Origin of the sequence: Mesorhizobium sp. L2C066B000, assembly GCF_000502335.1 — a bacterium.
Lineage (GTDB): Bacteria > Pseudomonadota > Alphaproteobacteria > Rhizobiales > Rhizobiaceae > Mesorhizobium.
Window position 1 is genome coordinate 185,231 of sequence record NZ_AYWZ01000012.1, and the last position, 13,074, is coordinate 198,304.

Annotated in this window: 9 protein-coding genes and 1 pseudogene; 6 read left to right on the forward strand and 4 right to left on the reverse strand. The window is 63.7% G+C overall.

The window, feature by feature from the left end; genetic code table 11:
- Window positions 1–211: 211 nt before the first annotated feature.
- Complete coding sequence (locus X733_RS143330; RefSeq protein ID WP_023746651.1) at window positions 212–1,585, forward strand: amidase; 1,374 nt, start codon at window positions 212–214, stop codon at window positions 1,583–1,585.
- Here the strand turns inward: X733_RS143330 and X733_RS01000000166490 are convergent.
- Window positions 1,579–2,660, reverse strand: a pseudogene (locus X733_RS01000000166490) (FAD-binding oxidoreductase). The gene X733_RS143330 and the pseudogene X733_RS01000000166490 sit on opposite strands and share 7 nt — an antisense overlap.
- Before the next feature lie 138 nt (window positions 2,661–2,798).
- On the opposite strand from X733_RS01000000166490, the gene X733_RS143325 reads away from it, so the two are divergent.
- Window positions 2,799–4,391, forward strand: coding sequence for a peptide chain release factor 3 (locus X733_RS143325; RefSeq protein WP_023685113.1), 1,593 nt, complete (start codon window positions 2,799–2,801; stop codon window positions 4,389–4,391).
- Window positions 4,392–4,568: 177 nt separating this feature from the next.
- Here the strand turns inward: X733_RS143325 and X733_RS143320 are convergent, their stop codons facing one another.
- The gene (locus X733_RS143320) at window positions 4,569–5,039 is read right to left on the reverse strand and encodes a VOC family protein (RefSeq protein ID WP_023685112.1); all 471 of its coding nucleotides are present in this window, start codon (window positions 5,037–5,039) and stop codon (window positions 4,569–4,571) included.
- Between the two features lie 270 nt (window positions 5,040–5,309).
- Between X733_RS143320 and ilvD the strand changes: the two genes are divergently transcribed.
- Window positions 5,310–7,154: a dihydroxy-acid dehydratase gene (gene ilvD, locus X733_RS143315; RefSeq protein WP_023819537.1), complete on the forward strand. Its 1,845-nt coding sequence runs from the start codon at window positions 5,310–5,312 to the stop codon at window positions 7,152–7,154.
- Between the two features lie 67 nt (window positions 7,155–7,221).
- Here the strand turns inward: ilvD and X733_RS143310 are convergent, their stop codons facing one another.
- Window positions 7,222–8,979: an ABC transporter ATP-binding protein gene (locus X733_RS143310; protein ID WP_023698913.1), complete on the reverse strand. Its 1,758-nt coding sequence runs from the start codon at window positions 8,977–8,979 to the stop codon at window positions 7,222–7,224.
- Between the two features lie 175 nt (window positions 8,980–9,154).
- On the opposite strand from X733_RS143310, the gene X733_RS143305 reads away from it, so the two are divergent.
- Both X733_RS143305 and X733_RS143300 read left to right on the forward strand, forming a co-directional pair.
- On the forward strand, window positions 9,155–10,435 hold the full coding sequence (locus X733_RS143305; RefSeq protein ID WP_023698914.1) for an amidohydrolase family protein: 1,281 nt from the start codon (window positions 9,155–9,157) through the stop codon (window positions 10,433–10,435).
- Between the two features lie 72 nt (window positions 10,436–10,507).
- Entirely contained in the window at window positions 10,508–11,431 is a 924-nt protein-coding gene (locus X733_RS143300; RefSeq protein ID WP_023725821.1) for a DMT family transporter, read from the forward strand.
- 1 nt (window position 11,432) lies between these two features.
- Here the strand turns inward: X733_RS143300 and X733_RS143295 are convergent, their stop codons facing one another.
- Window positions 11,433–12,335, reverse strand: coding sequence for a phosphotransferase family protein (locus tag X733_RS143295; RefSeq protein ID WP_023715584.1), 903 nt, complete (start codon window positions 12,333–12,335; stop codon window positions 11,433–11,435).
- A 106-nt stretch (window positions 12,336–12,441) separates the two neighbouring features.
- Here X733_RS143295 and X733_RS143290 point away from each other — a divergent pair, with 106 nt between their 5' ends.
- Complete coding sequence (locus X733_RS143290; protein WP_023692639.1) at window positions 12,442–13,074, forward strand: class I SAM-dependent methyltransferase; 633 nt, start codon at window positions 12,442–12,444, stop codon at window positions 13,072–13,074.

Here is a 13,074-nt window from a genome sequence, read left to right on the forward strand (position 1 = left end):
ACGCAGGAAAAGGTGCGCCGAAAGCCAAAGCTGCCAATCTCCCCCCAAAGTGGGCCCAAAGTGGGGGAGATGTCCGGCAGGACAGAGGGGGGCGCCGTAGAGCGCCAACCTCAACCCGACCGGCAAGCGCAATTTTGATCAAGCGCCGATGATCTCCGAATGCTGAACTTGGTTTTAAACCGCGATACGTTTGGCAGCAGCCGGAGCAATCATGGACCTCGCCTTTTCCTCGACCATCGATCTCGCCGCCGCAATCGCGGCGCGAAAGATCTCCGCCGTCGAAGCTCTGGACGCCCATCTGGTCCAAATCGACCGACACAACGGGGCAATCAACGCGGTCGTCAATCTCGATGGGGAAGGCGCCCGCGAGCGCGCGAAACAAGCCGACGCGGTGCAGGCGCGCGGCGATGCGCTCGGACCGCTGCATGGCGTGCCTTTCACGTTGAAGGACATGCACCAAACCGCTGATATGAAGACCACGGTTGGTTTCGCACCATTCGCCGACTATGTGGCAAAGGCAGACAGTCCGGTCGTCGCCCGATTGAAAGCCGCAGGCGGCATCCTGATTGGAAAGACCAATGTCGCGACCATGCTGGGCGACTGGCAGTCAGACAATCCGCTGTTCGGTCGCACCAGCAATCCTTGGAACCTATCGCGCACTTCAGGCGGCTCCAGCGGTGGCGCCGCGGCAGCAGTGGCGACCGGGATGACGCCGTTCGATGTCGGAACCGACATGCAGGATTCGATCCGCCTGCCGTCGGCTTTTTGCGGCGTCTACGGGTTGAAACCGACCGAGCACCGCGTGTCGCTGGCCGGCGCCTTCCCCGATCCGAACGGCGCGGCGCGCAGCGTGCGGCTGATGTCCTGCCTCGGCCCGCTGGCGCGCAGCGTGGAGGATCTTGCGCTGATCTACAAAATCATCGCCGGCCCGGACGGAGCAGACACCGACCTCGCGCCGGTGCCCGTAGAGGCCATGCCCAGGCTCGACCTCAAGACATTGCGCATCGCCGTCGCGCCGTCCTTCCCCGGCTTTCCGGTGGCTGGTAAAATCGCTGCCGCGGTCGAAAGCCTGGCCAAGCGGTTGCAATCAGCAGGGGTGATTGTGGAAGAAGCGAACTTGCCTGAGATCGATCTGCATGACGATCTGGAGCAGGGCGGCGATCTGATCGGCATGATGCTGGAGGCAGCGCAGCCCGAACCGCCGGAGCAGCCAACGCCGATCACCAATTGGTTCGAGGCGCTCGCTCGCCGCGACCGCTCGATCCTGGCCTGGGACAGGTTCTTCGAAACCTGCGATGCCTTGCTGTGCCCGGTCGCCATGACCACGGCCTTCGCGCATTGTGAGCCCGGCACGCCGATCGAAGTCGACGGCAAGGAGCAAAGCTATTGGATGCTACCGGCCTATGGCGCGGTCTTCAATTATTCCGGCCATCCGGCACTCTCGCTGCCCTGCGGGCAAGACCGCGACGGCCTGCCTATCGGCCTGCAACTGGTCGGCAAGCGCTGGTCGGAATCGCGGCTGCTCGGCATCGCCAAGGCGATCGAAGCGCTGACCGGCGGCTTCAAGCGTCCGCCGGGCTACTGAGCAAACCGACCCAACCCATAAGGCGTCAGCAGCGGATCACGCTCGCCGTCGAGAATTTCGCGCGTGGCGAACAGCCCGACCGCGGGCGCCAGCGTTATGCCGGAATGCATGACGGCGACATAGAGACCTTCCGTGCCCTCGGCGCGGCCGATGATCGGAAAGCCGNAAAGCCGTCGATCGGCGTCGGCCGGTAGCCAACCGTGTGGAAATCGAATTCCAGTTCGTCGGCGCCGCGCAAAGCCGCCTTCATTGCTGCAAACAGCTCGCGCGCCGTGGCGTCGGGATTCTCACCGGGATCGCTCCCCGCGAAATCCGAGCCGGCGATGATGCGGCCCTCCGCCGTCTGGCGCATATGCAGCTTTTCGGCATGCACCAGCCCGTTGAGGAGCTTCTTGTAGGGCTGCGAGTGGACGATCAGACCGGGCGGCGTCTCGATTGGCAGCTTGATGCCGGCGGTAGCGGCAATATCGGGCGCCCCGACACCGGCTGCGATCACCACCTCTTCGGCTGGCATCAGCCCATGCGATGTATCGACACCGGCAATCCTGCCATCGGTCTGGACAAGTGCGGTTACAGAACTGGAGAGAACGCGCGCACCTTGCCGTTCTGCGTGGGCCAGCAGCGCCTTGGCCGCTGCGACCGGTTCGGCCACGCCTTCCTCCGCGACATAGACAGCGAATTCCGGCGGCTCGACGAGATTGGGCTCGATTTGCGCTGCCCGCCCGGCGTCGACGCGTTCGATGCCGTAACCCCAGCAAGCGTGCTCAGCCGCGTAGGCTTCGAGCCTGTCGGCCTGCAGATCCCAGCACAGCCCGCCGCACCAGGCGAGCGGCAGGCCGGGCAGCTCGTTTGCCAGCCGCTTCCATTCGGCCATCGCACGGATGCGCAGCCGGAAATAGATTTCGGGATTGCCCCAGCTGGCGTTGATCCAGGCAAAGGAGTTTGGCGTGGCGACGCCGCCGGCACCACTATCGGAAATCACAGTCACCCGCGCCCCGGCCTTGGTCAGGTGCCAGGCGATGGACGCCCCGATAATGCCGGCGCCAATGACGATGACTTCTTTAGCGCTGCTCATACCGGACCTCTCAGAATGGGCTCCTCTGATGCCACCGTAACGATTCAAGCTCAAGTGTGGTCGGCCTGCCGGCCCGAAACTGTCGACAGGCCAGCAATGCGCTGCTAGAAGCCCGCGCCACAGACAGGATTCCAGAAATTGGCTGAAGACATCGAACAGGCGGTATCGCGCCGCCGCACTTTCGCGATCATCGCCCACCCCGACGCCGGAAAGACGACGCTCACCGAAAAGCTGCTGCTGTTCGGCGGCGCCATCCAGCTTGCCGGCGAGGTCAAGGCCAAGAAGGATCGCATCCAGACCCGGTCCGACTGGATGAAGATCGAGCGCGAGCGCGGCATTTCGGTCGTCACCTCGGTGATGACCTTCGAATATGAGGACAATGTCTTCAACCTGCTCGATACGCCCGGCCACGAGGATTTTGCCGACGACACCTACCGCACCCTGTCGGCGGTCGATAGCGCCGTCATGGTCATCGACGCCGCCAAGGGTATCGAGCCGCGCACGCTGAAACTGTTCGAAGTCTGCCGGCTGCGCGACATCCCGATCATCACCTTCATCAACAAGATGGACCGCGAAAGCCGCGACCCGTTCGAAATTCTCGACGAGATCGAGCAGAAGTTGGCGCTGGACACTGCCCCCATCACCTGGCCGATCGGCCGCGGCAAGACTTTTGCCGGCACCTACCACCTGGCGCTCAACGCTGTGCGCAGGGGCGATGCCGAGAAAGACCGCACGCCGGTCAACGGCCCCGACTCCAACCGCGTCGCCGGCCTGCTGCCGGAAAACGAGCGCGAGGCCTTCATCGAGGAGCTGGAGCTCGCGCGCGAAGCTTGCCGCCCGCTCGACATCGACGCCTTCCGCGAAGGCCATCTGACACCGGTCTATTTCGGCTCGGCGCTGCGCAATTACGGCGTGCGCGACCTGATCGAGGCGCTCGGCGCCTTCGGCCCGCCGCCGCGTGCGCAGGACGCAGACACCCGCAAGGTCGAGGCGACGGAGGAGAAGATGACGTCCTTCGTGTTCAAGATCCAGGCCAATATGGACCCCAACCATCGCGACCGCATCGCCTTCGTGCGCGTCTGTTCGGGCAAGCTCGAGCGCGGCATGAAGGCCAAGTTGGTGCGCACCGGCAAGCCGATGAGCCTGTCGGCGCCGCAGTTCTTCTTTGCCCGCACCCGCGTCACCGCCGACGAAGCGTTTGCCGGCGATGTCGTCGGCATTCCCAACCACGGCACGCTGCGTATCGGCGATACGCTGACCGAAGGCGAGGAGATACTGTTCCGCGGCGTACCCAACTTCGCGCCGGAAATCCTGCGCCGTGTGCGCCTCGGCGACGCGATGAAGGCGAAAAAACTCAAGGAAGCGCTGCACCAGATGGCCGAGGAAGGCGTCGTGCAGCTGTTTTCGCCGGAAGACGGCTCGCCGGCCATCGTCGGCGTTGTCGGCGCGCTGCAGCTCGACGTCTTGAAGGAAAGGCTGAATTTCGAATACACGCTGCCGGTCGAATTCGAAATGTCGCGCTTCTCGGTCTGCCGCTGGATCTCTGCCGACGACAAGGCCGAAACGCTTCGCTTCATTGAGGCGCATCGCGGCGACATCGCCCGCGATCTCGACAACGACCCGGTGTTTCTGGCCCAGAACGCCTTCTCGCTGAACTACGAAGCCGAACGCTGGAGGGCGATCCGCTTCGCCACCATCAAGGACTACCAGGTCCGCGACAAGGCGGCGTAAGGCGCCCCTTTTCCTTCTGCCCGCTTACGCGGAGAAGGTGCCCGAGGGCGGATGAGGGGCAGCGCCGACCTTGAAGGGTCAATTGGCTCCAAGGCGCGCCGGCCGTTCGCGTGGCTCAGGGCGTTCGAAGCTCGAAAAGCAAAGCAATTGGCTTTTCGTCCGCTACGCGGCCGCTTCTCACCCCTTCGCAGCTTCCTCGATCTTGGCAATATCGATCTTGCTCATCTGCATCATCGCCGACATCACCCGCCCGGCCTTGGCCCGGTCCGGATCCAGAAGCAGGCGCGGCAGTTGCTCCGGCACGACTTGCCAGGAGACGCCGAACTTGTCCTTCAGCCAGCTGCATTGCGACGGTTCGCCGCCGCCTTCGATGAGCTTGTCCCAGAAATAGTCGACCTCTTCCTGCGTCTTGCAGTCGATCGACTGTGACATCGCCTCGTTGAACTTGAATTGCGGTCCGCCGTTCAGCGCCTGGAACTGCACGCCGTCGAGTTCGAACGTGGTTACCAGCGCCTTGCCGGCATCGGTATGGCCTTCGGGCCAACGCAGCACGCTCAGTACCTTCGAGTTCTTGAAGATGGAAACGTAGAAATTCATCGCCTCTTCGGCCTGGCCATCGAACCACAGGCAGGTGGTGATCTTTTGCATGTCATGCTCCTCGGGTGTTTGGTTGCGGTTACAGGTGAAGCGGCTGACTTATAGAAATGGTGCCATTCCCTTGCCGTCGTCCCAAGGACGGATGCCGGGCTAGCGATCCGACACTGGCCGGCAATCTTTTTCGAAACCCTGATTTCAGCGAGACTCTGGCGCATTGCAAAAATGTGGCCAGACCATACTTGCCGGTCTATAAACCCCGCGGTCCAAATTAAGCGCCGCCACGCTCCGCGTTGAGCGCAGCCAACCAGCCAAGGAACATTCATGCCTGCCTATCGCTCCCGCACTACCACCCACGGCCGCAACATGGCCGGCGCCCGCGGCCTGTGGCGCGCCACCGGCATGAAGGACTCGGATTTCGGCAAGCCGATCATCGCGGTGGTCAATTCCTTCACCCAGTTCGTGCCGGGTCATGTCCATCTCAAGGACCTTGGCCAGCTGGTGGCGCGCGAGATCGAGAAGGCCGGCGGTGTCGCCAAGGAATTCAACACCATCGCCGTCGATGACGGCATCGCCATGGGCCATGACGGCATGCTCTATTCGCTGCCGTCGCGCGAGCTGATCGCGGACTCGGTCGAATATATGGTCAACGCGCATTGCGCCGATGCCATGGTCTGCATCTCCAATTGCGACAAGATCACGCCCGGCATGCTGATGGCCTCCTTGCGCCTCAATATCCCAAGCGTCTTCGTCTCCGGGGGGCCGATGGAAGCCGGCAAGGTGGTGCTCGCCGGCAAGACACAAGCGCTCGACCTGGTCGACGCCATGGTTGCCGCCGCCGACGACAAGATCTCCGACGAGGACGTCAAGGTCATCGAACGCTCGGCCTGCCCGACCTGCGGCTCGTGCTCCGGCATGTTCACCGCCAATTCGATGAATTGCCTGACCGAGGCGCTCGGCCTGTCGCTACCCGGCAATGGCTCGACCCTCGCAACCCACGCCGACCGCAAGCGGCTGTTCGTCGAGGCCGGCCATCTCATCGTCGATCTCGCCCAGCGCTACTACGAGCAGGATGATGAGTCGGCACTGCCGCGCAGCATCGCCTCCAAAGGCGCCTTCGAGAACGCCATGACGCTCGATATCGCCATGGGCGGCTCGACCAACACCGTGCTGCATATCCTGGCCGCCGCCCATGAGGGCGAGGTCGATTTCACCATGGAAGACATCGACCGGCTGTCACGCCGCGTTCCGGTGCTGTGCAAGGTCGCACCGGCCAAGTCCGACGTGCATATGGAAGACGTCCACCGCGCCGGCGGCATCATGGCGATCCTCGGCCAGCTCGACAATGCCGGGCTGCTCAACCGCAACCTGCCCACGGTGCATACGGCAAGCCTGGGCGAAGCGCTCGACCATTGGGACATCTCCCGCACCTCGAGCCAGAGCGTCCGCGACTTCTTTCTCGCCGCTCCGGGTGGCGTGCCGACACAGGTCGCCTTCAGCCAGGACCGCCGCTCGGACGAGCTCGACCTCGACCGCGAGAAGGGCGTCATCCGCTCAGCCGAGACGCCGTTCTCGAAAGACGGCGGCCTTGCCGTGCTGAAAGGCAATCTGGCGCTCGACGGCTGCATCGTGAAGACGGCCGGCGTTGACGAGTCGATCCTGAAGTTCACCGGCCCGGCCCGCGTGTTCGAAAGCCAGGACGCTTCCGTGAAGGCGATCCTGTCCAACGAAATCAAGGCCGGCGATGTCGTCGTCATCCGCTATGAAGGACCGCGCGGCGGTCCCGGCATGCAGGAAATGCTCTACCCCACGAGCTATCTAAAGTCGAAAGGCCTCGGCAAGGCCTGCGCGCTGGTCACCGACGGCCGCTTCTCCGGCGGCACATCAGGCCTGTCGATCGGCCATGCCTCGCCCGAAGCAGCGGAAGGCGGCACGATCGGACTGGTGCAGGAAGGCGATACGATCGAGATCGACATCCCCAACCGCACGATCCGGCTTGCTGTCAGCGACGCTGAACTCGACGCGCGCCGCGCGGCCATGGAGGCGAAGGGCGCCATGGCCTGGAAGCCCGAGGAAAAGCGCAAGCGCAAGGTGACGACCGCGCTGCGCGCTTACGCCGCCTTCGCCACCAGCGCCGACAAGGGCGCGGTGCGGCACGTACCGGAGTGAGGGGTGCGGCGCCGACCCCCACCCCGCTGCTGCGCAGCGACCCTCCCCACAAGGGGGAGGGTAAAGCTCACGGCATCAGCTGATATTCGTAAAGCTTCTGATACAGCCCGCCCTGGTTGAGCAGCGTGCGATGCGCGCCGCTTTCCACCACCTTGCCGGCCTCCAGCACCACGATCGTGTCGGCCTGGTGCACGGTCGACAGGCGGTGGGCAATGACGATGGTGGTGCGCCCGACCGTCAGCTGCTGCAGCGCGTCGCGGAAAAGCGCCTCGGATTCGGCGTCGAGCGCGCTGGTCGCCTCGTCGAGCAGCAGGATTTCGGCATTGCGCAGCATGGCGCGCGCGATCGAGATGCGCTGGCGCTGGCCGCCTGACAGCAGCGCGCCATTCTCGCCGACATCCGTGTCGTACCCTTTCGCCTGGGCGCTGATGAAGTCATGTGCATTGGCGGCCCTTGCGGCGGCCATTACTTCCTCGTCCGTGGCGCCCTCGCGCCCGAGCCTGATGTTGTGCATGATCGTGCCGGCAAACAGGAACGTGTCCTGGCTGACATAGGCGATCTTTTCCCTGACCGAGGTGAGCGTGGCACAAGAAATGTCCTGCCCGTCGAACATCACCCTGCCGACCTGCGGGTCGTACATGCGCATGATCAGGTTGAGGATGGTCGACTTGCCGCTGCCCGAGGGTCCGACCAGCGCCGTCATCTTGCCTGCGGCAAGCGTCAGGTCCAGTCCCTCGAACACCGGCGCGCTTTCGGGGTAGGCGAAGCTGACATTGTCGAAATGGATCTCGCCCGGCCCGGCCCGCAGCGGCTTTGCATCCGGCTTTTCGGCCAGCGTCAGCGGCCGGTCGGCGAGCTGGAACATCATGCGCACGCCGACAATGCCGGTTTCAAGCGAGATGCGTACGCGGGCCAGGCGCTTGGCCGGCTCATAGGCCAACAGCAGCGCCGCGATGAACGCCATGATGTTGCCCGGCATCTGACCGCCGCCGCCCAGAACCAGGAAGCCGCTGACAAAAACGGCGCCAGCGATGGCCAGCCCCGCAAGCGTTTCCATCACCGGGCTGGTGGCGGCCTCCAGCGTGGCGATGTTGTTGGCGCGGCTCTCCACGTCCGACACGGCCTTGTACATGCGCTTGCGCATGGCGCCTTCGAGGCCGAAGGATTTGACGACGCGCACGCCGATCGCCGTTTCCTGCATCACCTGCACGATCTGGCCGAGCGAACGGAATTCTTGCGAGGCAATTTTTCGGACGCGCTTCAGGATACGATTGACGCCGTAAATGGCGATCGGCCCGATCACCAGACAGATCAGGGACAGCGCCGGCTGCTGCCAGACCATCACACCCACCAGCGCAGCCAGCGTCACCAGGTCGCGAACATAGGACGTGACGATTTGGTCGAGCACGCTGCGCGCGGCCTGGGCATTGTTCGTCATGCGCGAAATCAGTTCGGACGAAGAGGTCGAATGATAGAATTCGATGCCTTGCGCAAGAATGCTGTCATAGATCTTGCGCTGCCGGTCGGCGATGATGGCATTGCCGACCCTGCTCATGAAGTAGGCCTGGATGAAGTTTGCGAAGCCCTTGAGAATGAAAATCGCTCCGGTCGCCGCCGCGATCAGATTGACCTGCCCAATCCGCTTGTAAACCACGAATTCATTGGTGATTTCGCGCAGCATATAGGCGCTGGCTGCTGTCGTTGCCGCCACCACCAGCATCGACAGAATGGCCGCAGCGTAGCCAAATCTATGCGCGTGAAAGGATTCCCGCAAAAGCCTTGCGATAAGGCGCTGGTTTTCCGTCGAACGGAAGAAGCGAAACAAATGGCCGATCCCATGCCTGACTGACGAATTTCGGATTCGCCACCAGGGCGAAAGGCGGCTTATAGAGCGAGTTGTGGCCGGATGGAACCTTTCGCTGTCGCGGAGACAATCGGCTGCGGCACGGTGTCTTTTGCGCCACGATTGCGGCGATTGATCTGCGGGGAGATGACGACAGATGGATTTCGACCTTGTTGTGCGCGGCGGAACGCTGCCCGACGGCACCGTCGCCGACCTCGGCATCATCGGCGAGACGATCGTCGCCATCGAGCCCGAACTGCATGTCAGCGCCGGCACGTCGATCGACGCCCGTGGCAATCTGATCTCGCCGCCCTTCGTCGATCCGCATTTCCATATGGATGCCACGCTGTCCTACGGCATTCCACGCATCAACGCTTCGGGTACGCTGCTGGAGGGCATTTCGCTATGGGGCGAGCTGAAGCCGCTCCTGACGCATGACGCGGTTCGCGAGCGGGCGCTCGCCTATTGCGACTGGGCGGTCTCGATGGGCCTGCTCGCCATCCGTACCCATGTCGATGTCTGCGATGACAGGTTGCTCGCGGTCGAGGCGCTGCTCGACGTCAAGAAGATTGTCGCGCCCTATATCGACCTGCAATTGGTCGCCTTCCCGCAGGACGGGTTTTATCGCTCGCCGACGGCGCGCCACAACACCATCCGCGCGCTCGACATGGGCGTCGACATCGTCGGCGGCATCCCGCATTTCGAACGCACCATGGCCGACGGCACGCGCTCGGTGACCGAATTGTGCGAAATCGCGTCGAAGCGCGGGCTGATGGTCGACCTGCATTGCGACGAGACCGACGATCCGCTGTCGCGCCACATCGAGCAGCTTGCCTATGAGACCCACCGCCTTGGCCTTCAGGGCAAGGTGGCCGGCTCGCACCTGACTTCCATGCACTCGATGGACAATTATTACGTCTCCAAGCTCCTGCCGCTGATTGCCGAGGCCGGTGTGTCGGCGATCCCCAATCCGTTGATCAACATCATGCTGCAGGGCCGCCATGACACGTTTCCCAAACGCCGCGGCATGACCCGGGTGAAGGAGATGCAGGCGCTCGGCATCCGCGTCGGCTGGGGCCAGGATTGCGTTCTCGACCCCTGGTATTCGCTCGGCACCGCCGACATGCTCGACGTCGCCTTCATGGGCCTCCACGTCGCTCAGATGTCGAGCCCTGCCGACATGGCGCGCTGCTTCGACATGGTCACCAATGTCAACGCCGCCATCATGGGCCTCGATCATCTCGGCCTTGCCGTGGGCAAGCGCGCCAGCTTCGTTATCCTCGATGCCGGCAACCCGATCGAGGCCTTGAGGTTACGTGCCGAACGGCTGTGCGTCGTCGCCAGGGGCAAGGTGGTGGCCGAGCGCACGAAGCAGGAGACACGGCTGTCGATCGCCGGCCGTCCCGGACAGGTGAACCGGCGGCACAAAACTGCGTAGAAACAGCCGATTTCCGCCGCTGGTCTTACCGATTTGCCTCGTCAAAGCGGCCGCTTGCAGCTAGGGAGCCGCATGGCCCAGTCGCTCGTCCGCACCTTTACCATCAGGAACGTGCTTTTGGCCGGCATCCTTTTGATGCTGGCCGGCGACTTCATGTTCGCGCTGAACGACGCGATGGGCAAATGGCTGGTCGCCAGCTTCTCGGTGGGGCAGGTGGTGCTGATCCGATCGATCGGGGCCTTCATCGTGCTCGGCCCGATGATCGCCAACCAGGGCGCCGGCAGACTGTTCCAGATGGAGCGGCCGGTCCTCCAGATTCTGCGCGTGCTGGCGACCACGGTGGATACAGCCTTGTTTTACGCGGCCGTCGTCTATCTGCCGCTGGCCGATGTGATGAGCTTCTACATGGCCGGGCCGATCTATGTGGCGGCGCTGTCGCATTTCCTGCTCGGTGAAAAGGTCGGCTGGCGCCGCTGGGCCGCCATCATGGTCGGCTTCTGCGGCGTGCTGATCATCTTGAAGCCGTCTTCGGCGGCGTTCTCGCAGTCCTCGCTGTTCGCACTGGTCGGCAGCATTGCCTTCGCCTTCGCCATCATCCTCAGCCGCCGCCTGCGCGGCACCAGCGACACAACGCTGGTCACCTGGCAGACTATCGGCACGCTGCTGGTCGGCGGCGTGATGACCATCGGCGCCTGGCAGACGCCCTCGGCACTCGATTTCGGCGCCATGCTCCTGCTCGGCATCGTCTCCTGCAGCGCGCATCTGATGATTACCAGGGCGCTGAAACTGGCCCCTGCCTCGACGCTGGCGCCGCTGCACTACAGCCTGCTTCTATGGGCGGTGATCTTCGGCCTGGCCTTCTTCGGCGACGTGCCGGGACCGCGCATCCTGATCGGCGCGGCCATCGTCGTGCTCGCCGGCCTGTTCATCTTCCACCGCCAGAAGGTGGTCGAAATAGTCGTGCCGCCGGAGAACGTGCCGAAAGGCGTGAATTGACCTAACCTTGGCGCACCGCCGCCAGATGCCGTGAAAACTCAGGCGTTTCCATCAGCGCCTTGCAACGGGCGAAGCGGCCGTCGGCATAGGCGCGGAAATCCTCGACCGGGTTGTTGTTGGCAAGCTGGATAAGGCCCCAGAGCGTCCACAACAGGTCGCACATCGCCTTGTAGGTGACGACGCGGCCGCGCTCGGCCGGTTTTGCCTCGCCGCCGAAATAGGCGCGCATCATCTCTTCCTCCTGCGCGGTGTCGAACCGGCCTTCGACCGAGAGGTCGCCGAGGTCCCAGAGCGGGTCGTTCATCCCCGAATATTCCCAGTCGACGATCCACATCCGCTCGCCCGTATCGAGAAAATTCTCGCACAGTGGATCGCAATGGCAGGCGGCAATCGGCAGTCTATGCGCGGCAAGGGACGCACGCACGGTGTCGGATTCGCGCACCACGTCGTGGTAGCCCGGCGGCAACGCGACTTCCTTGGTCGATAAGACCTTGAGATAGTCGTCGATCATCGCAAACAGCTCGAAGCGGAACGGAAATACCGCACCGGACGTGTGCAGCTTGCGGAAGGCTTCGCCGGCGCGGGCCGGGCTGCCGGCGCGCAGCTTGAACTTTTCCGGCGACATCGTCACGGCGCCGGCAACGAAGCGGCTCGCCAGCACGCCTGTCGCGGGGTCGACATGCAGCACTTCGGGGCTGACGCCCGCTTTGGCCGCCTCACGCGCCGCCACCGCTTCATTGGCGCGGTTGATATACTCCTCGGTGCCTTTGCCGGGGATACGCAGGCAGATATCGCCGGCCCGAAAGACGAGATTGGTCATCCCGCCCAGCCGCTCAAGCGGTCCGTCATAGCCCGCCAATGCCGGAATTGCCGCAAGTGTTGCGCGTGCCTCGTCCGTCCCCATGCCTGTTGCCCTTGGCCGTGTATTTCTTGCGACAACGGTTCCACAGTTTTCGCCGTTTGGCTATCATCCGATCGAGGGTGAGCAGCGAGCTGGCGGAGAAACAGCCATGGCGGGCAACAAGGATCATGGCGGGCTTGGCGCCGCCTATGCGGCGCAACGGCCCGAGGACGTCGCCGCGATCTATGACAGTTGGTCGGAAACCTACGATGCCGACATGTCGGCCGCCGGCTACCGCCATCCGACGATCTGCCTGGCCCTGCTGGCCCGCCATCTGCCGCGCGGCGCCGCACCGCTTCTCGACGCCGGCGCCGGCACCGGGCTGATCGGCGAGTGGCTGGCCATCACCGGCTATCCCCAGGTCGAAGCGCTCGATATTTCGCAAGGCATGCTGTCTAAAGCGGCGGCAAAGGGCGTCTATTCGGCGCTGCATTGCCTGGCGCTCGGCGGGCCACTGCCCTTTGCCGACAATGCCTATGCCGGCATCGTCTCGGCCGGCGTTTTCACCTCCGGCCATGTCGGCGCCGAGGGGCTGGACGAACTGATCCGCGTCTGCCGTCCCGGTGGCGTCATCGTGCTGACCATCAAGAACACGCTGTGGAACGCCGGCTTTGCCGATCGCATCGCTGCGCTCGAGGCTGAGGTCAGGGTCGTTCGTGCCGAGGAGACTGCGCCTTATGTTTCGATGCCGGGCGAGGCTGACACCGTGCCCAGCCGCGGCCTTGTACTCCGTGTGAGCTAA

Bases quoted from the DNA above. Each gene is read 5' to 3' on its own strand.
- X733_RS143330 (WP_023746651.1), top strand. From the start codon at position 212: ATGGACCTCGCCTTTTCCTCGACCATCGATCTCGCCGCCGCAATCGCG.
- X733_RS143320 (WP_023685112.1), bottom strand. From the start codon at position 5,039: ATGCAAAAGATCACCACCTGCCTGTGGTTCGATGGCCAGGCCGAAGAG.
- ilvD (WP_023819537.1), top strand. From the start codon at position 5,310: ATGCCTGCCTATCGCTCCCGCACTACCACCCACGGCCGCAACATGGCC.
- X733_RS143305 (WP_023698914.1), top strand. From the start codon at position 9,155: ATGGATTTCGACCTTGTTGTGCGCGGCGGAACGCTGCCCGACGGCACC.
- X733_RS143300 (WP_023725821.1), top strand. From the start codon at position 10,508: ATGGCCCAGTCGCTCGTCCGCACCTTTACCATCAGGAACGTGCTTTTG.
- X733_RS143295 (WP_023715584.1), bottom strand. From the start codon at position 12,335: ATGGGGACGGACGAGGCACGCGCAACACTTGCGGCAATTCCGGCATTG.
- X733_RS143290 (WP_023692639.1), top strand. From the start codon at position 12,442: ATGGCGGGCAACAAGGATCATGGCGGGCTTGGCGCCGCCTATGCGGCG.